Source organism: Mucilaginibacter puniceus, from assembly GCF_054783175.1.
The window spans coordinates 47783-73447 of the sequence record NZ_BAAGRB010000003.1; the positions used below are offsets into that span (position 1 = coordinate 47783).

At 38.3% G+C, this 25665-nt stretch carries 26 protein-coding genes; 6 read left to right on the forward strand and 20 right to left on the reverse strand.

Annotation, left to right across the window (positions count from 1 at the left end; genetic code table 11):
• Positions 1-53 precede the first annotated feature (53 nt).
• Entirely contained in the window at positions 54-653 is a 600-nt protein-coding gene (locus ACYVJ6_RS13845; RefSeq protein ID WP_460694683.1) for a MiaE family protein, read from the reverse strand.
• Between the two features lie 79 nt (positions 654-732).
• Here ACYVJ6_RS13845 and ACYVJ6_RS13850 point away from each other — a divergent pair, with 79 nt between their 5' ends.
• Complete coding sequence (locus tag ACYVJ6_RS13850; protein WP_460694684.1) at positions 733-1077, forward strand: four-helix bundle copper-binding protein; 345 nt, start codon at positions 733-735, stop codon at positions 1075-1077.
• Here ACYVJ6_RS13850 and nadD read toward each other — a convergent pair.
• The 3 genes from nadD to ACYVJ6_RS13865 all read right to left on the reverse strand — a co-directional run bounded on the left by nadD (position 1074) and on the right by ACYVJ6_RS13865 (position 3204).
• On the reverse strand, positions 1074-1649 hold the full coding sequence (gene nadD, locus ACYVJ6_RS13855) for a nicotinate (nicotinamide) nucleotide adenylyltransferase (RefSeq protein WP_460694685.1): 576 nt from the start codon (positions 1647-1649) through the stop codon (positions 1074-1076). The genes ACYVJ6_RS13850 and nadD overlap by 4 nt on opposite strands.
• Positions 1650-1683: 34 nt before the next feature.
• Positions 1684-2262, reverse strand: a complete 579-nt coding sequence (gmk, locus tag ACYVJ6_RS13860) for a guanylate kinase (RefSeq protein ID WP_460694686.1) — start codon at positions 2260-2262, stop codon at positions 1684-1686.
• Between the two features lie 66 nt (positions 2263-2328).
• On the reverse strand, positions 2329-3204 hold the full coding sequence (locus ACYVJ6_RS13865; RefSeq protein WP_460694687.1) for a YicC/YloC family endoribonuclease: 876 nt from the start codon (positions 3202-3204) through the stop codon (positions 2329-2331).
• Between the two features lie 179 nt (positions 3205-3383).
• On the opposite strand from ACYVJ6_RS13865, the gene ACYVJ6_RS13870 reads away from it, so the two are divergent.
• A complete protein-coding gene (locus ACYVJ6_RS13870; protein ID WP_460694688.1) occupies positions 3384-4106 on the forward strand; it encodes a hypothetical protein in 723 nt (240 codons plus the stop codon).
• 1 nt (position 4107) lies between these two features.
• On the opposite strand, the gene rnc is transcribed toward ACYVJ6_RS13870, so the two are convergent.
• The 3 genes from rnc to ACYVJ6_RS13885 are packed head-to-tail and all read right to left on the reverse strand — an operon-like array spanning position 4108 to position 6351.
• Positions 4108-4833, reverse strand: a complete 726-nt coding sequence (gene rnc, locus ACYVJ6_RS13875) for a ribonuclease III (protein ID WP_460694689.1) — start codon at positions 4831-4833, stop codon at positions 4108-4110.
• Between the two features lie 6 nt (positions 4834-4839).
• Positions 4840-6093 (reverse strand): beta-ketoacyl-ACP synthase II, encoded by a 1254-nt coding sequence (fabF, locus tag ACYVJ6_RS13880; protein WP_460694690.1) that lies wholly within the window; start codon positions 6091-6093, stop codon positions 4840-4842.
• 21 nt (positions 6094-6114) lie between these two features.
• Entirely contained in the window at positions 6115-6351 is a 237-nt protein-coding gene (locus tag ACYVJ6_RS13885) for an acyl carrier protein (protein WP_008508386.1), read from the reverse strand.
• A 144-nt stretch (positions 6352-6495) separates the two neighbouring features.
• Between ACYVJ6_RS13885 and ACYVJ6_RS13890 the strand changes: the two genes are divergently transcribed.
• The 3 genes from ACYVJ6_RS13890 to ACYVJ6_RS13900 all read left to right on the forward strand — a co-directional run bounded on the left by ACYVJ6_RS13890 (position 6496) and on the right by ACYVJ6_RS13900 (position 10010).
• Positions 6496-6921: an IPExxxVDY family protein gene (locus ACYVJ6_RS13890; protein WP_460694691.1), complete on the forward strand. Its 426-nt coding sequence runs from the start codon at positions 6496-6498 to the stop codon at positions 6919-6921.
• Positions 6922-6982: 61 nt separating this feature from the next.
• On the forward strand, positions 6983-8422 hold the full coding sequence (gene pyk, locus ACYVJ6_RS13895) for a pyruvate kinase (RefSeq protein WP_460694692.1): 1440 nt from the start codon (positions 6983-6985) through the stop codon (positions 8420-8422).
• Positions 8423-8717: 295 nt separating this feature from the next.
• Positions 8718-10010, forward strand: coding sequence for a BamA/TamA family outer membrane protein (locus ACYVJ6_RS13900; RefSeq protein WP_460694693.1), 1293 nt, complete (start codon positions 8718-8720; stop codon positions 10008-10010).
• A gap of 66 nt (positions 10011-10076) precedes the next feature.
• Here the strand turns inward: ACYVJ6_RS13900 and ACYVJ6_RS13905 are convergent, their stop codons facing one another.
• The 8 genes from ACYVJ6_RS13905 to ACYVJ6_RS13940 form a co-directional block, all read right to left on the reverse strand.
• Positions 10077-10505, reverse strand: coding sequence for an SPW repeat domain-containing protein (locus ACYVJ6_RS13905; protein WP_460694694.1), 429 nt, complete (start codon positions 10503-10505; stop codon positions 10077-10079).
• 66 nt (positions 10506-10571) lie between these two features.
• Complete coding sequence (locus tag ACYVJ6_RS13910; RefSeq protein WP_460694695.1) at positions 10572-10973, reverse strand: hypothetical protein; 402 nt, start codon at positions 10971-10973, stop codon at positions 10572-10574.
• A gap of 125 nt (positions 10974-11098) precedes the next feature.
• On the reverse strand, positions 11099-12052 hold the full coding sequence (locus tag ACYVJ6_RS13915) for an energy transducer TonB (RefSeq protein WP_460694696.1): 954 nt from the start codon (positions 12050-12052) through the stop codon (positions 11099-11101).
• Between the two features lie 136 nt (positions 12053-12188).
• Complete coding sequence (locus ACYVJ6_RS13920) at positions 12189-14150, reverse strand: TonB family protein (protein WP_460694697.1); 1962 nt, start codon at positions 14148-14150, stop codon at positions 12189-12191.
• Between the two features lies 1 nt (position 14151).
• Positions 14152-14523 carry a BlaI/MecI/CopY family transcriptional regulator gene (locus tag ACYVJ6_RS13925; protein ID WP_460694698.1) on the reverse strand — a complete coding sequence of 124 codons (372 nt, stop codon included), beginning with the start codon at positions 14521-14523 and terminating at the stop codon, positions 14152-14154.
• A gap of 9 nt (positions 14524-14532) precedes the next feature.
• Positions 14533-14982 (reverse strand): energy transducer TonB, encoded by a 450-nt coding sequence (locus ACYVJ6_RS13930; protein WP_460694699.1) that lies wholly within the window; start codon positions 14980-14982, stop codon positions 14533-14535.
• An 83-nt stretch (positions 14983-15065) separates the two neighbouring features.
• Positions 15066-16679 (reverse strand): TonB family protein, encoded by a 1614-nt coding sequence (locus ACYVJ6_RS13935; RefSeq protein ID WP_460694700.1) that lies wholly within the window; start codon positions 16677-16679, stop codon positions 15066-15068.
• Between the two features lie 2 nt (positions 16680-16681).
• Positions 16682-17053, reverse strand: coding sequence for a BlaI/MecI/CopY family transcriptional regulator (locus tag ACYVJ6_RS13940; protein ID WP_460694701.1), 372 nt, complete (start codon positions 17051-17053; stop codon positions 16682-16684).
• Between the two features lie 134 nt (positions 17054-17187).
• Between ACYVJ6_RS13940 and ACYVJ6_RS13945 the strand changes: the two genes are divergently transcribed.
• Positions 17188-18591: an MBL fold metallo-hydrolase RNA specificity domain-containing protein gene (locus tag ACYVJ6_RS13945; RefSeq protein ID WP_460694702.1), complete on the forward strand. Its 1404-nt coding sequence runs from the start codon at positions 17188-17190 to the stop codon at positions 18589-18591.
• Here ACYVJ6_RS13945 and ACYVJ6_RS13950 read toward each other — a convergent pair.
• The 5 genes from ACYVJ6_RS13950 to ACYVJ6_RS13970 all read right to left on the reverse strand — a co-directional run bounded on the left by ACYVJ6_RS13950 (position 18588) and on the right by ACYVJ6_RS13970 (position 25612).
• Positions 18588-19280, reverse strand: coding sequence for a response regulator transcription factor (locus ACYVJ6_RS13950; RefSeq protein WP_460694703.1), 693 nt, complete (start codon positions 19278-19280; stop codon positions 18588-18590). The genes ACYVJ6_RS13945 and ACYVJ6_RS13950 overlap by 4 nt on opposite strands.
• A gap of 63 nt (positions 19281-19343) precedes the next feature.
• On the reverse strand, positions 19344-21131 hold the full coding sequence (locus ACYVJ6_RS13955; RefSeq protein ID WP_460694704.1) for a sensor histidine kinase: 1788 nt from the start codon (positions 21129-21131) through the stop codon (positions 19344-19346).
• A gap of 155 nt (positions 21132-21286) precedes the next feature.
• The gene (locus tag ACYVJ6_RS13960; protein ID WP_460694705.1) at positions 21287-21649 is read right to left on the reverse strand and encodes a DUF3127 domain-containing protein; all 363 of its coding nucleotides are present in this window, start codon (positions 21647-21649) and stop codon (positions 21287-21289) included.
• A gap of 190 nt (positions 21650-21839) precedes the next feature.
• On the reverse strand, positions 21840-23771 hold the full coding sequence (locus ACYVJ6_RS13965) for an OmpA family protein (RefSeq protein ID WP_460694706.1): 1932 nt from the start codon (positions 23769-23771) through the stop codon (positions 21840-21842).
• Positions 23772-23800: 29 nt separating this feature from the next.
• Complete coding sequence (locus tag ACYVJ6_RS13970) at positions 23801-25612, reverse strand: ice-binding family protein (protein WP_460694707.1); 1812 nt, start codon at positions 25610-25612, stop codon at positions 23801-23803.
• Positions 25613-25665 lie beyond the last annotated feature (53 nt).

Sequence of the window (25665 nt, forward strand, 5' to 3'; positions counted from 1 at the left end):
TACAACTAGCTAACAATCAATGTATCGGTAAGTGGGCTAAGTGTATAGATGAATCAGCCGTGTATGGTTTCCTGCTTACCGTAATTTTGTATTACCTGCGCTTCAAAAGCTAAAAACTCTTTCCAGCGTTTATCTACATCAATAGTTTCGGCATGCTTTTTAGCCAGGCCAATAAACATCGTGTAATGGGTAGCCTCGCTTATCATCAGTTCATGATAAAAAACGGATAACTCCTCATCGTTAATATTTTCAGACAATACTTTAAAACGCTCGCAACTGCGTGCCTCAATCATTGCAGAAAATAGCAGTCTATCAATCAATTGCGCTTCCCTGCCGCCGCCAACTATAATAAACTTACGCAGTTCATTTACATAATCGTCCTTACGCTCGCGGCCCAGGGTAAAACCTCGTTGTAATATAATTTCATGCACCCGTTTAAAATGGTCTATTTCCTCTTGCGCCAAATCTATCATTTGCTGTACCATGTCTGATAGGTTTGGATTTTGAACAATTAAAGTAATGGCATTAGTAGCTGCCTTTTGCTCGCAATAGGCATGGTCGGTTAGTAACTCTTCAATATTGCTTTCTACCACATTTTTAACCCAGATAGGGTCGGTTGGTAATTGTAGCTTAAGGATTGTTTTTTCGCTCACGGCAACAAAATTAAATTAAATAATTAAAACATTATTTACCTGCGATCATTGATTTATAAGGGACTTAAATTTAATTATTATGGAAAATCATGATCATACAGCATTAATTCAAAAATTATTGGATTGTGTATTGGCTTGCGAAAACTGTGCTACCTCATGCTTAGACGAAGACAACGTTAAAGATATGGCGGCCTGTATAAAGCTGGATAGGGATTGTGCCGATATTTGTGCGCAGGCCGCAAGGTTGTTAAAGCGTAATTCGGTAATAGCGCATCAGTATTTAGTTTTATGCGAAGAGATATGCCGTCTTTGCAGCAATGAGTGTGGCAAGCACCAACATGACCATTGTCAGCAATGCGCCGAGGCTTGCCTTGCATGTGCCGAAGCATGCCATGAGCATCATCAGCCAATCACCCAGAATTAATTGCTATAAAGGCTTTTGCTTTCGATAAATTTCAAAACAGGGTCGGGCACAAAGTATTGCACATTCTTTTTTTCGGCGATGGATTTGCGGATAAAGGTTGCAGATAGCTCCATCTGTGGCGTCATAGTAATGGTCACAGATGGGTGCGATGCCAGTTCGGCATTTTCATAGCCAGGGCGAGGGTAAACATATATTCGGTAATCGCGCAATATCAGTTTATAGTTTTTCCATTTAGGTAACGATACCAGGTTGTCTGATCCCATGATCAGGGCAAATTCATGCTCCGGGTATTTTTCTTTTAAATGGGTAAGGGTATCAATGGTGTAGGATGGTTGTGGCAGTTTTAGCTCAACATCGCTTACCGCTATGTTATGGGCATTATCTGTGGCCAGGCGCGCCATTTCTAACCTATCATAAGTATTAATCAGGTCGCCGTATTTTTTTAGGGGGTTTTGAGGCGATACCACCAACCAAACTTTGTCTAAATTGGTATGGTTGGCCAGGTAGTTGGCTATTATTAAATGGCCAATATGAATGGGGTTAAATGAACCGAATAGCAAGCCTATTTTCATTCAATTATTGTTTTCAGTTAATAGCCTGGCTGTATTATTTAGCAATAAAATGTTTAACCAAAATTTCTGCCTCTAAACACGCCGTTTGAAGATCGTAATTTTTCAAGATAATATCAAATTTGGGCGCATAATTTAATTCCTTTTCCGCTTTGGCAAAACGTTCCTTTAACTTCTCCGGGCTATCAGTACCACGGCCAATTAAACGTTCTTTTAATACCTCTAACGATGGGGGTTGTACAAATATGGCCAAAGCGTTGCCATCATATTTGCGCTTAAGGTGCAGGCCGCCTTCCACATCAATATCAAAGATTACAGTCTTACCCTTTTTCCATATGCGTTCAATTTCGGTACGCAGGGTGCCGTAAAAGGTGCCGCTGTAAACTTCCTCAAACTCCACAAATTGCTTTTTGGCTATCAGGTGTAAAAACTCTTCCTTAGTTATAAAATGGTAGGCTTTATCATTTTCTTCGCTACCGCGAGGCTCCCTGGTGGTAGCCGATACAGAAAACTCCAGCTCGGGAAACTTAGTGAGCAAGTGCTGCACTATGGTAGTTTTACCGGCTCCTGACGGGGCTGAAAATATGATGAGTTTACCTTCTGTCTCTTGTGTCATTGGTCATTGGTCATTGGTCATTGGCATTTGTACTAGTTCTAATGACTAATGACAAATGATAAATGACTACAATACATTCAATAATTGTTCTTTTATTTTCTCCAACTCTTCCTTCATCCCCACTACCAGTTTTTGCATATTGGCATCATTGGCTTTTGAGCCCAGGGTATTTATTTCGCGGCCTATCTCCTGCGATATGAAGCCCAATTTTTTCCCGTTGGCATCCGCGTTTTTCAAGGTCTCAATAAAATAATCGCAATGCGCTTTTAAACGTATTTTTTCCTCGGTGATATCTAATTTATCGATATAATATATCAACTCCTGCTCAAAACGATTCTGGTCAATAGCCTCACGTGCGGTGGCCTCGCTTAAAAATTGGTTCAATCGCTCGCGTATTACAGGTACACGCTTAGGTTCCTCAACCTCAACCAGCTTTAAATTATCTAAAATAATGCCTATGCGCTGCTTAACGTCCTGCTCTAAAATAGCACCTTCATCCACCCTGAATTGTTGAAAAGCAGCCATAGCTTGCTGAAAAGTTTTTTCAACTACTTTCCATTCATCTTCTGATGCAGTTTCTTCGCCGTATTTCACCACTTCGGGCAAACCTAAAGCCAATTGCAGCAAATTGCTGGTGGGTTCATTTAAGTCATTACTAACGGTTTTTAATTGCGCATAATAATGTTTTAATAGTTCGGTGTCAATACCGGCTGCTTTTACGGTTGAGCCCGCCTGTTCAACGTTAATAGACAGGTTTACCTTGCCGCGTTCAATTTGCTTACTGCAATCGTTACGCAACTGAAACTCCTTTTCCGAAAAAATTTTAGGCAGCCTTAAGGATAGTTCAAGAAACTTGCTATTAAGCGATTTGATCTCAACGGTGTATTTTGAGTTACCCGAATCAAAACTGGCAATTCCATACCCTGTCATGGATTTTATCATGTGCAAAGATAGTTTTTTAGTCCGAAAGTTAGGAAAGTCCGTTAGTCAGAAAGTAAATTGACGCTACTTTTACTTCCGGACTTTACTGTCTTTCAAACTTTCCGACTCCCCTTTTAACACTTTTTTACATTTGCTATAAAAAACAATGTGTAAATTTGATGTTTCGATTATACCTTTAAATGCATTTCCGCTTTAGTTTTTTAATAATACTTAGTTGTTGCTTTACCTTATGTGTACATGCACAGCAGTTATTTACTATAGGCGGAACTGTTTATAAAAAAAACTATACCGACAGGATAGCGCAAGTACAGGTCACAAACTCCAGCAAAAAAACCAATACACTTACTGATGACTTTGGCGTTTTTCATATCCAGGCGGCAAAGGGTGACACCTTGCTTTTTAGAAAGCTTGATTTTACGCCTGAATACTTCGTTATTTCCGGCGCTTATGATATCAATGTATATATGCAGCCTGTATATGTACTTAATGAGGTTACCGTAAAAGAGCAAAGTAAAAAGCAGGAATTAAATGATGTGCTTAACCAATATCGTAAGCAAGGAGTTTATGCTGATGGGAAACCCAAGGCACTTTCTTTTTTGGCATCACCTTTAACGGGCATGTACGAACTTTTTGGCAAAGACCCGGGCAGGGCACGCCGTTTTAAAGAATATTCAAAAATTGAACTGGAGCGACTGGAAGTTAGTAAAAAATATAATAAGGCTGTTGTAAAAAAACTTACCAACCTGCCGGATAATGAGATAGAAGATTTCATGAATGCTTTTTCGCCATCATACGAAATTGTAAAGGATTGGAACGAATATGATGTTATTACTTATATCAACAAATCGTTTAAATATTTCCAGGAGAATAAGGGAAATTTGAAATTGCAAAAGTTGTATTAACCTATATGCCCAGTGCTTCGCAGGCTTTTTCTGCTGCTAATTTCTCGGCGGTTTTCTTGTTAAATTCTTTTCCCAAACCCATTATTTCGCCATCGACGCTGGCTTGCACGGTAAACAGCTTAACACTTTCGCCATCACTATTGGCAATCAGGTCAAAAGAAATATCCTTACTGTGGCGTTGGCACCACTCAATCAATTTACTTTTAAAATTAGTTTCAGTTTGCTCAAGCGTATGTATATCAATGTGCGATTTGATAATATGATTTATCAAAAAATTGCGGGTAAAGTTATAGCCTTTATCCAGGTAAACAGCACCAATAAGCGCTTCAAAAGCATCGCCCAATAATGACCCTTGCCTTGACGAGCCCAGCACACGGCTATCGTACTCAATTAAGCCTTCAAAACCCAGCTTACGTGCCAGCTGATTAAGGTTAACCCGGCTCACAATTTTCGATCGTAGTTCGGTTAAAAACCCTTCATCTTCATAAGGGTATAGTTTAAAAAGCACTTCGGCAACTACGCTGCCCAGTACGGCATCGCCTAAAAACTCCAACCTCTCGTTACTGTTTTTTACGCCCTTTTTTACGTTTTGTGCTACTGATTTATGGCGAAATGCCAAACGGTATAAAGACAAATTACCGGGCACAAAACCCAATAAATTTTTTAAAACTTTAACGTATTTTCTGTGGGGGGATAGGTAAAGTTTATATAACCGGCTTACTGGCATCCAACTTTATTCTTCGAATTTTTTGAAAATTACAGAAGCATTATGGCCGCCAAAACCAAAACCATTGCTTTGCACTATATTTACTTTACGCTGTTGAGCCTTGTTAAATGTAAAATTTATCCTTGGGTCAAAAGTCGGATCATCAGTAAAGTGATTGATAGTTGGGGGAACCATATCATTGTTTAGTGCTAATATAGCGGCAATGGCCTCAACAGCACCTGCAGCACCCAGTAAATGGCCCGTCATTGATTTGGTTGAACTAATATTTATATCATAAATACTATCGCCATACACATTTTGTATCGCTTTAATTTCCTGCGGGTCGCCAATGGGTGTTGAAGTTCCATGAACGTTAACATAATCAACATCTGATGCCTGTATACCTGCGTCGTCTAAAGCAGCACGCATAACCAGCGCGGCACCTAAACCTTCGGGATGCGGAGCCGTCATGTGGTAAGCATCGGCACTCATGCCGCCGCCAATCATTTCGGCATATATTTTAGCTCCCCTGGCTTTTGCATGTTCCAGTTCTTCTAAAATAATGGTACCTGCACCTTCACCTGCAACAAATCCATCACGATCAAGGTCAAAAGGCCTTGAAGCAGTTGCCGGATCATCATTACGTGTTGATATAGCATGCATGGCATTAAACCCGCCTATACCTGCCTCATTAATAATAGCTTCTGAACCACCTGTTATAAACATATTGGCTTTGCCCAAACGTATATAATTAAATGAGTCAATAAGCGAGTTATTGGATGAAGCACAGGCAGAAACTGTAGTGTAATTTGGCCCACGCAGGCCGTACTTGATAGAAATATGGCCAGGGGCAATATCAGCTATCATTTTAGGAATAAAAAACGGGTTAAAACGTGGTGTTCCGTCACCTTTGGCAAAAGCAATAACCTCATCCAAAAATGTTTTCAAACCACCTATACCCGAACCCCAGATACAACCAATACGGCTGGTATCCAGTTTTTCAAAGTTTAATCCCGCATCTTTAACCGCTTCTTCGGTAGCATATAACGCGTATTGAACAAATTGGTCCAGCTTACGCGCTTCTTTTCTTCCTAAAAAGCCTTCTGCATCAAAGTTTTTTACTTCACATGCAAATTTTGTTTTGAACAGCGTGGTATCAAAACTTTTAATTAAGGCAGCACCACTTACTCCATTGATCAATCCGTTCCAATATGCTGAAACGCTATTGCCAATTGGAGTAAGTGCTCCAAGCCCGGTTACTACAACTCTTTTAAACTCCATTTAATAGGTTTAAGGGGAGTCTTACTTAACGTTTTTTTCAAGGTAAGCAATAGCTTGGCCTACAGTACCGATAGTTTCAGCCTGATCGTCAGGAATAGCCACGTTAAATTCTTTTTCAAACTCCATGATTAATTCCACGGTGTCTAAAGAGTCAGCACCAAGATCATTGGTGAAGCTAGCTTCTGGGGTTACTTCACTTTCGTCAACACCCAATTTTTCTACGATAATAGCTTTTACTCTTGAAGCGATATCAGACATAGTATTATAGTTTAATGATTAATAATTTCAGTGCAAAGAAAAATAAAATCTATCAAATATCAAATCTAAAACTTTTTAGTTTAGAGGGGTAACAAAATTTTAGATCAAAAGGTTTCAAATTGTATTTTTACCGGTGTAAATGTAATGATTTTGAATAGGAAATTTTTAAAGTTTGAAATTGATCTTGATTTTGTGCTTATCGCAGTAACAACTTCGCTTAAGGATTATCGTATTTGCTACCTCATTAACAAACATTTAAACTTTAATTTCATTAAAAATACCGATCTTGCGGTTGATATTAATCCCGGTGCACCGGCTGTTTATTTTTCGATATATAGTTATAATTGGGAGGATAGCGAGACAGATTTTTATTTCATAAGTAATAAAGGCTCAGATGGGTACTTGATACCTGAAATGAAAAAAGCAGATTATTTTTTAATGATTAAAAATTATATAGATGATAATGAGCTTGATAACTTAATTAATCGCCTAAATAAGATATCTGAAATTGTTGCCGCCGTAAAGATTGACCCTAAAAAAATAAAATCACGCGAAAATCTGTTATTTTAGCAGAAATTTTAAATGTGTATTTTGCACACTATGTGTTGATGCAGTAATTGACCTAATAATTATGAATTTATCCTATAACAGAACTAAAATTGTTGCTACCATGGGGCCAGCCTCGGCTCCAAAAGAAACATTATTAGCCATGATAAAGGCAGGCGTAAATGTTTGCCGCCTTAATTTTTCGCACGGACGAACCGAAGATCATAAAAAAGTAATTGATACTATACGTGAGATCAATGAACAACATAAAACCAATGTAGCTATCCTTGCCGATTTACAGGGACCAAAGATCCGTATAGGTTTGGTAAAGGATGGCGGCATACACCTGGTAAATGGCACACATATTAATATTACTACCCATGAGTGTATTGGTGATGACAATCAGATATATATAACTTATGACACTTTTCCGCAGGATGTACAGGCCAATGAAATTATTTTATTAGACGACGGCAAAATACAAATGCGTGTTTTAGAAACTAATAAAATTGATAAAGTAGTTTGCGAGGTTGTACATGGTGGTATTTTAACCTCGCGTAAAGGTGTTAATTTACCTAATACCAAAGTATCTATACCCAGCTTAACCGAAGAGGACCTGGAGCATCTGCATTTTGCTTTAGATTGCGATGTTGATTGGATAGGCTTATCGTTTGTACGTAATGCTGATGATATTACCGAGTTAAAACAAGTTATCAACGCGCGTGGAAAAGCAGCTAAGGTAATAGCTAAAATTGAAAAACCAGAAGCTATTGAGAATATTGATGCCATTATTGCCGCAACAGATGGTGTAATGGTTGCCCGTGGCGACCTTGGTGTTGAAATGCCGTTAGAAGAAGTGCCGTTACTACAAAAAATGATTGCCCGCAAATGCCGCGCGGCATCAAAGCCGGTAATTGTTGCCACGCAGATGCTGGAATCAATGATAACTACCCCACGCCCTACGCGTGCCGAAGTTAATGATGTGGCAAACTCTGTACTGGATGGCGCAGATGCCGTTATGCTTAGTGGTGAAACATCTGTAGGCGAGTTCCCGCTTATCGTTATTGAAACAATGGCAAAAATTGTGCGTAATGTGGAGGAATTAGGATATCCTTTTAACGTAAAAGACCCTATTGAAACCACGGATACTACAACACCGAGCTATTTAAGTAACGCGGTATGCGAATCGGCTGTTTACCTGGCCGAGCATACTAATGCGGTGGGCATTGTAGCTATGACCACATCCGGATATACCGCTTTCGAAATATCAAGCTACAGGCCAAAAGCACGTACTTTTATATTTACATCAAACAAGCACCTGTTAAACGCGTTAAGCTTACTTTGGGGAGTACGTACCTTTTATTATGATAAACTGGAAAGTACCGATCAAACCATAGCTGATGTAAACGCTATGCTGAAAGCAGCAAACCTGATTGGCGTTGGCGAAGTGGTAATTAATACGGCTTCTGTACCAATTACTAACCATGGTAAAACCAATATGCTTAAAGTATCGGTTGTTGAATAATTGCTAATAAAATTTAATAAAAAGGGTTATGTATAGTAGCACATAACCCTTTTTATTTACATCAGCTTTAATAAATTTCTGCAGCGCAAACTTTTAAAAATATTTTATCCCTGCTGCTAAAGTAAAAATCCCAATAAACACGTAATATTTCCATAATCACCTTTTTGGTTTTTTTGACGATTAGTTTTACTTAAGGTTTAAATCAATTTAACAATACATTATTACTGATTGCACTTGGCAATTTCAAATCTTTACAATTATATTGCAATAGTTAAACCTTTATAAACTTATAAAATTGTTTAAAAGTGTAGTTGAAAGATTTGCCCTGGCAGTATCTGTTATATTTTTGAGTTTTGGAGTATGCTTTTCGCAGGAAAAAAATGACTCAAAGGAAGTGTTGGACAAGCAAACAGATGCAATTGATGTAATAAAAGACATTTTTAGTAAAAAAAAAGATGTTGGTGCCGATACTGTCAAAAAAACACACTCGGCTTTTTCTATTCTTCCGTCAGCAGGTTATAATCCAAGCGTGGGTTTTTCAATAGGTGTTACGTCAACAACAGGTAAAACCTTTGGCGATCCTAAAACAACCTCATTCTCTGTATTTAATGCTAATGCTTATACTTCAACGGCTGGTCTATCCTCTTTTGAATTTAAAAACAATGCATTTACCAACCACGATAAATTTAACATACAGGGCAGCGTCCAGGTTGGAAAAACCGTTGCACTTGATTATGGTGTAGGTACGGGCCGTCACGCTATAGGTGAAGGAAGTTTTTCAATTAATGGGTTCCCTTTGGCCAATAACGCTGATGTTTTTCCGATAGAGTTTACCTATATTAAATTTAACGAACGTGTATACATGCAATTAATGGATCATGTATATGCCGGGGCCGGTGTTGTTATTAATTATTACAATAACATTGATGATGAACGAAGGATAGGGCCTAACATTGGCACTCATAATTATAGGTATAGTGTAATTAATGGGTATCCAACAGATGGATACTCGGCTAATGGCCTTTTGTTTAACGTTGCCTACAATACACGCGACCATGTTAACCGACCATATTATGGTATGTATATTGATTTAGTTTTACGCGTAAACCAAAAATGGATGGGCAGCCATGCATACGCCTCGCAATTAAAAACCGAATTAAGAAAATATTGGAGCCTATCAAAAAAAAATCCGGAACATATATTAGCTTATTGGTTTTGGGGCAGTTATTTATTGGATGGATCGTTACCTTATTTAGAACTTACAGGCACCGGCAGCGATGCTTTGAACCGGTTAGGAAGGGGTTATACTATAGGGCGGTTTAAAGGGGCAAATTTTATGTATAGCGAATTAGAATATCGTTTCCCTATTACTAAAAACAAATTACTATCAGGCGTTACCTTTGTTAACGGGCAAACAGCCAGCAACCGGAGGCGCGATATTAAATTAATGGAATATATTGAACCCGGTGCAGGGGTAGGGTTAAGATTACTTTTTAATAAAAATAGCCGCTCCAACCTTTGTATTGATTATGCCCGTGGTGCTTATGGGTCAAGCGGCATATTTTTAGGGCTTAACGAGGTGTTTTAGCCAGGCAACAAAACACGGCTTGAAAATTTTATTTTCCAAGCCGTGTTAAAAAATATTTCTTTATTCTTAGTGATTCAATCTTCCTTCGTGCGCATCAACAGATGTAATACCGGCTTCGGGCAAACTTGGCGTGGCCCTGGTTAAAAACGGCGAATTGGTTACAAAAATACCATTTAAACAAAGCACCAATCCTAATGCAAAGTGCGGTAACCAAACCGACCCTGAGAAATGATATATCCATGGTAATGATAATAAAAATGAACCCGGCAAAACATTTAAGCAGGTATGCATCTGTAACGGGAATACCCTGATAAAACCTAACGGAGTAATGCTAAAAATGGCCATAATTAACTGTATCCAGCCTATTAATAACGGCATAAAAAAGGCAGCACCTCCCATGTCGTCAAATCCAAATAACCATGGTGATGTTAATAATAAAATTGCGCAAGCGTAATTTATAAATCCGTAAAGTTTTGTTGATATAAAAGGTTTCATTTTTTATTGCTGATTAATGCATTAATGGCCCAAAATTAATAATTTAAATGCAAGATTAGGCTTCGGTTATGCCTTTTTTACAAATTTTGATGCTATAACCGAAAACAGCCCCAATACTACACCCGAAATAACACCAATTAACGCGCCAAATATGGCCTGTACCAGCCTTGGATGGGTAGCCACGCCCACAGGAGCATCATTATTCATTAATGCAACACTTGGATGATTAGCTATATAGGTGTTATAAAATATAGTATGCACGGCAATTATCCACACACAGTTAACCAGCGATACTAAAAAGCCATGTAAAAAATATTTACCCGGCGCCGCTTTTGCAATAACCCACGCGCAAATAATAAATATAACTATCCAAAAAACAGGTTCAATTTGCTGGGGTATCAATGATACTGTACCCAGGGACATGATCAACCCAAAGGCCGATAGTTGTAAAATAAGTTTTAGGTTCATGATGATTTGTTTTAATTAAATATATCAAAAAAATCATAACCAAAACTCAAAAAAAAGCCCTGCAAAGTATCACTCTGAAAGGCCAAATTTACTAATTGAAAAAGATATGGTTTAGGCTATTTAATTTATTGTTTTACAGCATCTGTTACCCCTTTTGATGTAGTATTATCATTGTTAAGGGTGAAATTAATAGGTACGGTAAATTGTGATCTTACAAAACTTCCGCCTTGCATACCGGGGATCCATTTTGGTGAGCTGCTCACCACCCTTACAGCTTCTTCGCTCATAGTATTGCTTGGGCTGCGTATTGCTTTAATATCGGTCAAACTACCGTTGGTTTCTATAACAAACTGAACTATAACCTTTCCCTGTAAATTATTTTTCCTGTCTTCTGCCGGGTATTTTACGTTATTGGCTATATATTGCAGAAAATTTTTTATTCCACCCGGAAATGTGGGCTGGGTTTCAAGCACAGTAAAAACCTGGTTATCTACACTATTATCAACCACTTTAAAAATTTTGGCCCCATTTGAGTTATCGTAACTTAAAGTAAAATTTACCTCATAGCTATAAGGCATTTTTATCAATTTTCCATTTTTGTAACCCGGTATCCACTTTGGCGAATTTTTCATAGCCACTATGGCAGCATCTTTCAGGCTTTGACTGGGGCCCGAAATGGCTATTACATCAGTAACTGATCCGTCGGTTTCAATAGCAAACTGCAGGTTAACTTTTCCCTGTATATTATGTTCCCTATCCCTTATCGGATATCTTACATTTCTTCCCATGTATGCATCCAATGCAGATTTTCCTCCCGGGAAAGATGGCTGCTGTGTATTCTCACTGGTATCGGCTAGCAATACAGGGGGCGCCACCGCAACATTGTTATCATCGGTCAACATAGCTACAGATGACGAGGCCGGGACCAATAATACATCTTTGGCTTTTGTGCTAATATTTTTTACTGCCTTGCTGTTGTCTATTGTAGCTGATGATAAAATCAGCATTAAAACAAATAGCGGTACCGAAAGGCCGTATTTACCCAGGGCTATGCGTTTCGATCTATTTTTTTGTAACATGATAATGCGTTGTTTAATAAATTTACCAAAAATCATAACTCTATAAACTCACAAAAAACCTTGCAAAGTATCACTTTGCAAGGCCAAATTAACTAATTGAAAAAGATATGGTTTAGGATATTTTTAGTTATTGCTTTTAATTGGTGGGGGGGGTCTCTCCCTTAGGACCCGTACCATTTTTTGTAGTTATTATTATCACCCCATTTTTTGCTTTTTCGCCGTATTTTGAAACAGCTGTAGCATCCCTTAATATACTAAATGATTGGACACTACTTGCATCTACCCGGTTTAAATCGCTTGTTACTTCTATGCCATCAACAATAATTAGCGGGGAGTTAGCGTCTACTCTCAATCCTCTTATAAAATTTGAAGGGTCATCGTTACTTAAACTAAAATTTATCGGCACGGTATATTGCAATCTTATTTTACGCCCCTTTTGAATTGCGGGATTCCATTTTGGAGCATTTTTTAACACCCTAACAGCCTCATTAGCCATGCTGGTAGTTGGACTTTTTAAAACCTTTATATTAGTTAAACGTCCATCGGCTTCAACAACAAGTTGCGTAGTAACCCTACCTTCCACTTTGTTATTTTTATCAGCTTCGGGGTATTTTAAATTTTGTTTTAAATACTCCAAAAAAGTTTTTGTACCGCCCTTAGGATATGGCATGATATCTACCGCATCATATATCTTGTTATATTGTACCTTGCTATAATCATCATCAATTTTTTTATCCAGGGTAAAATTAACAGGTATAGTAAATTGGGCCCTTACAGCGCTTCCGCCCTGTTTACCGGGTTCCCATTTTGGTGAGTTGCTTAACACTCTTACGGCCTCCTGTCCCATTGCGGCGCTGGGGCTGCGTACCACCTTAATATTAGTTAAACTTCCGTCTTTTTCAACGACAAACTGAAGTACAACACGCCCTGTTACATTGTTTTTCCTGTCATCTGCCGGGTATCTGATATTAGCGGCCATATACTGTAGAAAATTCTGTGTTCCGCCTGGGAATTTTGGCTGAATTTCAAGCACGGTAAAAATACGGTCATCCTTGCTGGTGTCTCTAAAAGTGCTTTGTACTTCATAAATAGGCAATACATCACTTTCGTCAGCAAACAAGTGTTGCTGCGTAGGTTTAATTTTATCTGCCGAATTTACAAGATCACTTTTTTCATCATTGGTTAACATGGCAACCGACGACGAGGCCGGAACCAATAATACATCTTCGGCCTTTGTGGTAATATTTTCTAACGCCTTGCTATTGTTTACTGTTGCTGATGATAATATCAGCATTAAAACAAATAGTGGTGCCGAAAGGCCATATTTAGCCAGGGCTATGCGTTTTGATTTATTTTTTTGTAACATGATAATACGTTGCTTTAATAAACTGTGGTTATAAAAATTGCTTACTAAATGATTTGATGGGACATCAAATGTTTGGGTTAACAGCAGCATGGCATAGTCGGCTTTATCTGTTGTACCCGTTTGCAGCACCTGGTTATCAGCAATAAACTCATGAACATATTTAATGGCAAACCTATACAGGTATACCACCGGATTAAACCAATTAATAATAACTATACTTTCAATGATCAATACATCAATAGTATGCCATTGGCTGGCATGAACATGCTCGTGCCGGGCGATTACATCGTGGTTATCCGTATTATTACCCAAGCTTATTTTTTTAAAAAACGAATAGGCTACTGATGGATCTGGCTTTTCTATTTCCTTTTTCAAAACTATAAGCTCCCACATCAGCTTTAAAACTAAAATTAAGGCTACAACTATATATAATATGCCCAACGCCTCGCCAATGGTAAGCAAATCATCGGCCGGTGTGATATTATAGGTAAAATTGTAGGTGTAGGTACTTATAGGCGTATTATAAATGGTTTGCTGTACTTGTTGCGTAATGAATAAGTTTTTTACCCAATCGGCTTGAATAAGTGGAATAGCAAATGACAATACCGCCGCCACTACCAGGTAAATGCGATTAAGCTGAAAAAACGTTTCTTTACGTAGCAGTAAAGTGTAAAACCCGAAAAACAATACCAGGTAAAAATTTACCAGTAATAAATAATGCCACCAGTTCATATTACTTCTTCTTTAATTTTTCAATCAGTTCAATAATTTCATCAGCCTCGTTCAGGTCAATTTTTTCCTTTTTCACAAAATAGGATAACATGCGCTTTACCGAGTTATCAAAATAACCGCTCATTAATTTATCGGCGGCAAAGCTTTTATACTGCTCTTTACTTATCAACGGATAATACTCATGACTTTTACCATGTGCTACGTAACTAACAAAACCTTTAGCCTCCAATATTCTAATAAAAGTTGATACGGTGTTATATGCAGGCTTTGGCTCGGGTAAGTGTTCAATTACATCCTTAACAAAACCCTTTTTTAAATCCCAAAGTATTTGCATCAACTGCTCTTCGGCACGCGTTAGTTCCTTTATTTCCATTTTTTTAATTTATGCTTCCAGGGTAAAAGTTACCGGCACAGTATACATTGCTCTTACAGCTTTACCCTTTACTTTACCCGGTTTCCATTTAGGCGATTTCTTTAAAACTCTTATAGCCTCATCAGCCATTGCCTTACTTGGTGAACGGACAGTTTTAATTTCGGTCAAACTACCATCGTTTTCTACAACAAATTGAGCAATTACTCTGCCTTGTACATTGTTTTCCAAATCTGTAGTAGGATATTTAACGTTTTGGGCCAGGTAATTCATAAACGCATTAGCTCCCCCCGGAAAAGCAGGCGCATCCTCTACCATACTATAAACCCCATTTTTTTGCTGAGTCAGTAATTTGGGATTAGGCGCATTTGGCTTTTTAGAATTTTGGGCCATTGCCGGTAATACCAGCGTTAATGCAAACACTATGGCCATTAGGTGTTGCAATAGTTTCTTAAGTTTCATAATCATTGGTTTTAAATTATAAAACTAAGATATTAGTTATATTTTACTTTTGCAACTAATTTTTTAGTTTTATAATTTCTTCCCTAATAATCCGAGTCTGAATCCTGCTTTATACCGCTTAAGCCACCCATTATTCGCCTGGCCATTGTAGCCACCATGGTGGTTAAACTACTTTCGGGTTGAATAATTACCGGGGTTAATACTTTTGTTTTAACCACATCCAAAGCGGTAACTGATTTTGTTGCTGCAATAAGCGAGGTTGCTTTCTTCTTATAATTACGTGCAGACGTAGTATCCTTTAAGTTAGGTTCAGCCTCTAATTTAAATGTAATAGGTATTTGGTACCTAACACTAACCGGGTGCCCGTTTTGATAGCCCGGCTTCCATTTAGGTAATAATGCCATTACCCTTTGTGTTTCTTCCTCTGATCCATATCCCGGGTCGCGAATGGTTTTAAAATCGGTAACAGAACCATCTTTTTCAACCACAAACTGAACAAAGGCTTTACCCTCAATACTGCTTTCACGCATTTGCTCAGGATATTTTATGTGGCTTTTTATTATCTCATAAAATTTTTCTATCCCTCCGGGAAACTCGGGTTGCTTTTCAATAGGTACAAAAACAACCTGGCCTTTTACATTGTCGGTGTTTATACCATCAACATTTTTCCTAACCGCAAATAAGTCGGAAAATTCTTCCCTTGGCAATGTCATATCTTCTGTATCGGGTACTGGTGTATCATGGGCAACATATTGCAAATCGTTAACTACTTTCTCCTTACTTGTGATATTAGAATTAACATCCTTTAATAACTGTGTTGAAGCAGCGGGCAGCATAGCTATTTTTGCCGCCTTATTATTAATAACTTTTACCGCCTTGCTATTATTTACTGTAGCTGATGAAAATATTAACATCAATATAAATAATGGAGCCGATAAGCCATATTTTGCCAGGGCTATTCGTTTTGATTTATCTTTTTGCAACATCAAAATTCGCTGCCTTAATAAACTGCTGCTATAAAAATTGCTTACAAGGCCGCTTGTTGGTGTATCAAAAGTTTGGCTTAATAATAATAAAGCATAATCAGCTTTATCTGTACCTGCTTGTAATACCTGCCTGTCGGCAATAAATTCATGTATGTATTTAATAGAAAAACGATACAAATAAACCACCGGATTAAACCAGTTGATGATCATCACTATTTCAATGATCATTACATCAACTGAATGCCATTGACTGGCATGTACTTGTTCATGCTCGGCAATAACACCCTGGTTTAACAAATTGTTGCCCAAACTTATTTTTTTAAAAAAGGAGTATGCTGCTGATGGCTGTGGCTTTTCAATAGCCTTTTTTATCGTCATGAGCTGCCATAAAAGCCTTACCAATAAAAACAGGCTAACTGTTATATATAGGGTGGTAAGTATATTGCCAAGTGTGAGGGCGTGTTCTGCAGGCTTAAAGCGGTATAAAATAACCTGCTGACTATAAATAGTGCTTTGTACCTGCTGGGTTATAAATAATCCCTTTACCCAATTGGATTGAATAAGGGGAATAAAAAATGATAATAAGGAGGCCGCAACCAGATAAACTCGGTTAAGATGAAAAAATGTCTCCTTACTAAGCAGTAAGGCATAAAAGACAAAAAATAAAACCAGGTAAAAATTAACCAGTAATAAATAATGCCACCAGCCCATACTTATTTATTTTTCAATTTTTCAATAAGTTTCATGATCTCATCTGCCTCCTTCAAGTCAATCTTCTCCTTTTTTACAAAGTATGAAAACATGTGCTTTACAGAATTATCAAAATAACCATTCATTAATTTATCAGTAGCAAAGTTTTGATATTCTTCTTTACTAACAACCGGATGATACTCATGACTTTTACCATAAGCCGTATGGCCTACAAATCCTTTGGTTTCTAATATTCTGATAATAGTTGATACGGTATTATATGCAGGCTTGGGCTCGGGTAATTGTTCCATTACATCTTTCACAAAGCCTTTTTTTAATTGCCACAATATTTGCATCAATTGTTCTTCGGCACGAGTAAGTTCTTTAATTTTCATTTCTTTAGTTTTTAGGGGGGGTATTCAAATCAATCTAACGAATTTATTAGTTTAAAACGATAAATGCTAATTTTTTTTCAAAAAAATTAAAACTTCTTTTCAAATATTGTCTTTATTTGGGCACAAACCTATATATGAATATAACTTTTCATGGTGCTGCCCGCAATGTTACCGGCAGTAAGCATTTAATACATTTACAGGACGGAACCAGCATTTTGCTGGATTGCGGCATGTTTCAGGGTATGGGCGAACATACAGATGACCTGAATGACCACTTTGGCTTTAACCCTAAAAAGCTGGATTACCTGATACTATCGCATGCACATATTGATCATTGCGGCTTAATACCTCGCCTGGTTGCACAGGGATTTAACGGGCAAATTTTTTGTACGTCGGCCACGATGGATCTTGCCCGTATATTGCTGATGGATTCGGCTAAAATTCAGATGCAGGATATAGCTTATAGCAATAAACACCGTATAAGAAAGGGCTTACCTCTTTTAACACCTTTATATACCGAAGATGATGCCATAGAAGCTTTACGCTTATTTAAAATTGTTGAATATCATGAAGAGTACGCCATTACCCCGCGCATAAAATTTCATTTTACAGATGCCGGACATGTATTAGGAAGTGCAGCGGCACACCTGGTTATTTTGGAGGATGGCAAAGAAACCCGTATTACTTTTAGTGGCGATGTTGGCCGTTATGACGATATGGTGTTAAAAAGCCCGCAACCGTTTCCGCAGGCTGATTATATTTTATTAGAATCAACTTATGGCGATTCACTGCATAAAGAGTTAGCACCTATTGCCGATGCTTTACTGGAGATTATTAATCAAACTTGCCTGATAAAAAAAGGAAAGGTTATTATACCCGCTTTTAGCGTTGGCCGTACACAGGAATTACTATATGCTTTAAACGCATTAGAATTAAAAGGTATATTGCCTGATTTGCCTTATTATGTAGATAGCCCCTTGTCTGAAAAAGCCACTAAAGTGTTAAAGGAACATCCTGAGGTATATAACAAAGCGGTTAACGAGGTATTAAAGGTTGACTATGACCCATTTGGCTTTAAGGGACTTCGTTTTGTGCAATCAACAGAAGAATCTATCGCGTTAAATAATGACCCAAGACCATGTGTGATTATTTCGTCATCAGGAATGGCCGAGGCGGGGCGAGTTAAGCATCATATTAAAAACAATATTAATACCGAAAAGACAACCATTTTAATGGTAGGTTATTGTGAACCAGATTCGTTAGGCGGAAGCCTGATGAGAGGGGATAAAGAAGTGTTTATTTTTGACGAAAGGTATGATGTTAAAGCCGAGGTGAGGTCCATCAAATCTATGAGCGCGCACGGCGATTATGAAGACCTGTTACGCTTCCTATCTTGCCAGGATCCTGAAAAAATTAAAAAGATATTCCTGGTACACGGCGAATACGATGTACAGCTACATTTTAGCAAAATGTTAAAAGAGAAGGGCTTTTTAAATGTGGAGATACCATCTCAGCATGAAAAGATAATGTTGAATTAATTGATCAGCAATTTATACCCCCTGCCATGCACGTTAACTATCTCCACATTAGGGTCGTCTTTTAAATACTTACGTATTTTGCTTAAAAACACATCCATACTACGACCGTTGAAGTAATTGTCATCATGCCAGATGTGTAGCAACGCTTCTTCGCGGGTTAATACCTCATTTTTATGCAGGCATAAAAGACGTAATAATTCGGCTTCTTTGGTAGAAAGTTTTTGCTGCAAATCGCCTATGGATATCACTTGAGTAGAATAATCAAAATCATACTTACCAATTTTAAAATGTGCCTGTATTTCTTCGGCTTTCTTCTCAGATCCCTCGGTACGTTTTAATAAAGCGTTTATGCGCAACAATAGCTCTTCTATACGGAAAGGTTTGGTGATGTAATCATCTCCGCCAAGGTTGTAGGCTTGCGTTTTATCCTCTATCATGGCTTTTGCAGTTGCAAAAATTATAGGCACGTGGTCATTGATCTTTCGTATCTCTTTACCTAAAGTAAACCCATCCTTTTTAGGCATCATCACATCCAGTATCAGTAAATCATAGCTTTGTTTGGTAAAAGCGCGCAAGCCTTCATCGCCATCGGTACACAACACCACTTCAAACTTTCCTTTTAACTGCAGATAATCCTGTAACAAAAGGCCAAGGTTGGGATCGTCTTCAACAAGTAATATTTTTTTCATAGGTAGGTGTACTAATTGTGATTTTTAATATCAATTACTCCCTGCACAGCTCAACCCCGCTATTTATACAACAGAAAATTTTAGCTCAAACTCCGAGCCCTTATCCTTTTCAGACTTAACCGCAATTGTGCCGTTAAGCCTTTTAACTATGGTATTTACATAGCTTAAACCTAAACCAAAACCTTTAACATTGTGTAAATTACCGGTAGGTATCCGGTAAAACTGCTCAAATATTTTAGCCTGCTGATCGCGGCCCATACCTATGCCTTTATCGGCAACCTTAATAACTACATGCCCATTTTTATTATAGGTACTTATGGTTATCTGCGGCACATCCTCACTATATTTGATGGCATTATCAATTAAATTATACAATACGTTTGAAAAATGAAGTTCATCTGCGTTTATGACTGCATTTTCGGCATCAAGGTTTAATGCTACATCGGCATTGCATTTTTGCAGCTTAAGAGCCATGCTATCCAGCACCACATTAACCATCTCATTCACATCAACCGGGTTATTTTCCAGTTTGAAATCGTTTTTATCAATACGGGCAATATTTAATACCCTCTCAATATGGCTGCCCAGGCGTTCATTTTCTTCATAAATAATATTAGCTAAACGCGATACCCGTGCCTTATCTTCGGTAATTTCATCATCAAGCAGGGCCTCGCTGGCTATCATAATGGTTGATACCGGAGTTTTAAACTCATGCGTCATGTTATTGATAAAGTCGGTTTTCATTTCGCCTATTTTTTTCTGCCTGATGATAGAGAAAAGGGTATATCCAAAACATATAATCAATACCAATAATAGCCCGGCAGTAGTAAACATGGTGGCTGTCATGCTGCTTAAAATGAGCGATTTTTTTTGTGGAAAGGTGAGCTTGATCAAACCCGGATCATTAACGATCTCTTTGCTAAATATAGGTGTTCGGTAGGTCTCTCCCTGTATAAAAACCGGCTTTTCGTTGGCATTACCTTTAGCATTTGAATAAATAAGTGTATCAGAATAAGCGTGCGATACCTCATAACTGAAAGGCAGGTAAATTCCCTGGTTATGCAGCTCATAATGTAATAATGAATCTACCCAAAGCCTATCAAGCCTTTTGCGCAGTGGCTCGCCGGAACGTTCATACTCCTGCACTAAAGATTGCATAACACCCGCTTTACCTGTTTGTGCGCGAGCTATAGAATCGCTACTTAACACTTGCCTTATCCGGTTTATTTGTCGTTCCTTTTGCTTACGTTCCTGTTCAGCCAACCATGATTGATTGATACGAATATCCACCATATTGCCAAATTGAGGATCATAATATGGTATGGTATCATATTTACGCAATTCCTTTTTGGAGTTGTGCTTAGGGGCTACAAACTGAGGCGTTATGCTATAATCAATATTGCCAAATACATCAATATATTGTTCAAACTTTATCTGTAGGCCGGCTAATACATCTTTTAGCTTTTGATCTACTATTAATTTCTGCAAACTATCACGTAGCCGTGCCAGTTGCCGCTCTCTATCGGGTTGATTTTTTATTTTTGAGGAATCAACTAATTGTATTCTTCGTTCGTTAGGGTCGGCCTTTTGAGTAGCACTTAAAATATCGGTTATATCATTAGCACCTTTTGCAAATAAACGCTGCTGCCTGCCTTGCTCATTTAAAAATTTATTGGCATCAATACGGTTTAGCTTTTCAACTACGTTTTTTAAAGCCTCATTAACCTGGCGGTCAAACGATTTGGATTGCATATCATAAGATTGCCTTAAAAAATATAATTGCATAGCAACTACACCTAATAGTGCAAAACTCATTAAACCTATAATAATAGCAATGCTGCGCTTTTTCAACGTAAGTTATCTATATGTAAAAGCGGTTATTATCTCCGCAGCACAAAAATATTCTTAAATAAAGGTATTGCAGTTTGTTTTAACAATTTTTAACATATAATAGAAAAACCCCGGCAAGCGGGGTTTTTCTATTATTTTTCTGAAAATAAAATATTTTAAAAAGGCAGATCGTCTTCTTCAGTGGCTGAGCTGATGTCTGCAGGTGGTGCATACTCAGGGGTAGTATTGTTGCTGGCGCCACTTAAAATGTTAATTTTCCATAGTTGCATGGAGTTAAAATAACTTTTTTTACCGGTTTTATCTGTCCATGGACGGCCTCTTAAATTAAAGAAAACCTCCACATCATCACCAACTTTTACGTTATCCAATAAGTTGCAGCGATCATTTATTGCTTCAAATTTTAAGTATTCAGGGTATTGTGGGTTTTCAACATACTCCACTATCAATTCGCGCTTTTTAAGCGAATCGGTTACCTGTTGTGTTGGCGCCACTTCATGTACTTTGCCTTTAATATCCATAGTATTAAAAATTAAAATGTAAAGTTAATAGATATGGAATGAAATTAGGATTTATTTAATTTATAAATCCGCACAAAAGCAGGCAAGTTTTCCACATTTAATCGGATTATTAGTGGCTGATGCGGCTCCACCAAAATAAAAGCCACCCTAATTAGGGTGGCTTTATCAAATATCAATAAAGAGTTAATGATTAGTTCAGAATAATATCTATAATAACAGTCCTATTATAAAAACGCTCTTCGGGAAGATTGTTATCAAACGGTGAATGTGCATCATCTTCGCCAAATCCTAATGTTTGATATTTAACATTGTTTTTGCCTGAAGCCCTTACTGCTTGTTCAATCATCTTTTGCGTCTGCGATGATCTACTGTCAGACAATGATTGGTTATACTCATCACTTCCGGTAACGTCTGTGTGGCCATGTATAATTACTGTTGACCCATCAGCAATTAATGGTGCAACGGTTTCAGATACAAACTTGCTGTAAGAATCAATGGTTTTTGACTTGTCAAAATTAAAGAGTATGCTATAACGTAAACCTTTTAAGTCAGTATTTTCATAGCGCACCAAATGTACCGTACTTTGTTTTTGTATGGTTGCACCCTTTTTAGTTGTACCCAATAAAGTAATTTTATAATCGCCTGTTGGATTATTACCCAATATGGCAGAACCGGGTACACTTTGCATATCGCCAGTAAATGGTCCGTATTGTTGTACAACACCTCTGCTGTCGGTAGCGGTTATTCTCCATGAACTTAATACTTCGTTACCACCATCGACATTAAATACCACATGACTGTCTAACGGGTCAATTTGTGTAGCTGTAATTTGTACCGGCTTCATCATGTCTCCGCCTACTTCAAGTAATAACTCTGGCGAGGTGCTGGTAATATCAACACGTGTATCTTCGGCACGAAGCAATGCAAGCTCTTTATCACCACCCGGCTGTTCGGACGGATACAATGGTTTGATGCTGGCCTGGGTTGCAATTCTTGAACCATCAATACCAAATGTATTAATCAGGTATTGCTTAACAGATTCGGCAAAAGCTTTAGCATTTGTAAGATTTGGTGAGGCGCCGCTTAATGTTACGGCAGTTCCGGCATTTGATCGCATACGGTCGCCTAAAATATTTAATATATTATGGTATACATTTAATTGGCGTGCTGAGCGCCCTGTCATGTTTTCTGTCGACTCTTTTTGTAATACGCTTTCCTGGAATGCTGTTGCCTGATCTTTGGTAAGCATTACATACCTGTTTGGTATTGCAACCGATCCCTCATCAAAAAACACAGCATTAATTAATGGTAAAGTTTCACTAACCTGGCGTTTTAACGGCACTGCCTTAGGTTCGCGCACCGCAAATTGTATTTCGCGTTCGGTAACTATTGGCGGGGGTGTTACTATAACAATCGGTGCTTTATGTGCCTTACCAAATTTAATGGCAATACCGGCCCTCACTGTGGTAATTGACCAGCTTTCAATATTACGCGGCTCGCGGCCAAAATAGGGATGAAAAGAAACAAATGGAGATATGCTTACCTGATTGAGATTATCAGGAGAAGATGTTTTAATATCATACCCTAAACCAACCTGGCCAGAAATCAGGGTATTACGCACATTGCTTAATTCCGACCTGGTATCAGGTTGCCTAAGTTGCGTATAAGTAAAATTTTTGGTTAAGTTAAAGGCGATGCTTGGACCTGCAAAAAAGTACAATCCGGTCTTAGGCACGCCAAGCCTAAGGCTTGGTTCAATTACGGCATAGCTTAAATCGGTACTTAAATTAGCCGGACAGTTACAAGGAGCTATTACCTCATTGAATTTGCCACCACGGCCATCATAACCTACATTTAACATTAAACCGAATACGCCCGCAGGGCGATACTCTACAAGGATTGACCCATAAGGACGTATCCCCCTACCTTTACCCAATGCGGTTGGAGCTATTAATGAGCTATTAAGCGTTTGAGTTGTACCATCGTAAAAATTAAAATTTGCAGCTCCGGATAAACCGAACCACCAGGTAGGTTGTGTAATTTGCGCTTGAACCGCAACATGGGCGAAGATCAATACAAATGAAAATGCAATTGATCTTTTTATTTTATTTATGAGTGACATATGATTTCTCTTTTAAAATTAAGTTTAGATTAAGGTAAAATAACTGTATTGGCAATTAGCGTTACCTCTGTTTGAGCCAATAATCTTCCAACTACTGTGGAACCGGATTTTAAAGAGACAAGTGTTTTACTCAAAATATTTCCTTTGAAATTGACATTTGTCCCCAAGGTCGCCTGTCCGGCCACAACCCAGGTAATATTCTTAGCTTGTGCACCACCAATAAGGTTGATATTGGCCCCGTTACCAACAATAAGATCTTGCGCTATTTGGAAAACCCAGGTATCATTTGGCCCACCTGAAAGCGTTACTCCCGGGCTATTTATCAAAAGTGGGGTAGTCCATTTGTACAATCCGGGAACCAACGTTAAACCGGTAACATTTCCGGAACCTGCCTCATTAATACGTCCTGTTGATAAACCATTAGCTGTTGTATAGGCAGTTTCCATATTACTTACTGCTGTAGATAGATTTGCAGGGGTTGGTGCTGCGTAATCTTTAGCATAAACGCGACCTGATATATTAGGTGCAGTTGATGATTGCCCGTCAGCGCTCAATGTCAAAGTAAACCCCGTAATTGCAGCGGCTACTATTGGGCTTACTCCTATATTACCACCAATTGAAGTAACACCTGTTGTAGTTATACCTGCTTTGGTTAAAATTGTATAGTTAGCTGCTAAGCCAAGGTCTATCACACCAGGGCCTATAGCTATGCCAGGTGTGAAGTTGGCCACTAAGTTTCTGTTTGCGTTTATATTGAACGTGTAACTTGCGTTGGTTGATTGAATACCGCCTTCTGTCCAATTAGTAAATGTATATCCTACATTAGGCGTTGCAGTTACTGTTACAGACGAACCCGATGCAAATGAACCCGATCCTGTTGTTGTACCGCCTATTGCCGGATTGGAAGATACAGCAACAGCAAATTGACCCGGTGCAACTACTGCGTAATTTGCAACCAATATTCTGTTTGCGGCTATATTGAATGAGTAGCTTGTGCTGGTTGATACAGGGTTCCCGTTTTCTGTCCAGTTAACAAAGGAATATCCTGCGTTTGGCGTTGCAACAACCGTTACAAATGATCCTGGGTTATATGAACCCGATCCTGTATTTGTTCCACCTGCAACTGGGTTTGATGTTAAGGTTACCGCTAACTGGCCAACAGGTATTGCTGCAAAATTAGCCACTAATGCTTTGTTACCCGCCATAGTAAATGTATAGCTTGTACTTTTAGAGACCTCAATACCTGCAAGCGTCCAGTTAGTAAAGGTATAACCTGTTGCCGGTGTAGCAGTTACGGTTACCGTTGCTCCCTGTGCAAATACGCCTGCGCCAGTAGCTGTGCCTCCGGCAACCGGTGTTGTAGTGAGTGTAACCTGCGGTATGGTGGTAAAGGTCCACACATAATCAGCAACTAATGCCGTTTTAAATTTATCGGTAGCGCCGGTTGTAATTGTACCAGTATATACGGTAAATGGTAATAAAGGCACATCTGGGGTGAAAGTGTACGTAGCAGCGTTAGCAGTTGCACTAACTGTTCCTGATATTACTGCCGTACCGTTTTTAATTATAAATGTTGCTTTATTAACAGTAGCAGCGTCCATATCGGTATTAAAGGTTGCCGAAATAACTTTGGCAAGTGGCACATCTACCGCTTTATCTAAAGGATCAGTAACAACAAGAGGGCAAACGCCCTGTACAGGTTTAAAAAGATCCTTTTTGCAGCCAGCTGCAAAAAGAATAAGAAGTAATACTACCGACCCAATGGTAGCAACTATTTTAGAATAGCCTCTGCTTTTACGCATTTGAGCACTATTAATAGTGGGAGTAATTTTTTTGTTCATAGCTTAATGTTTAAAATAGGTGTAAATGCTTCCTAACTCTCTTAGGCAGAATT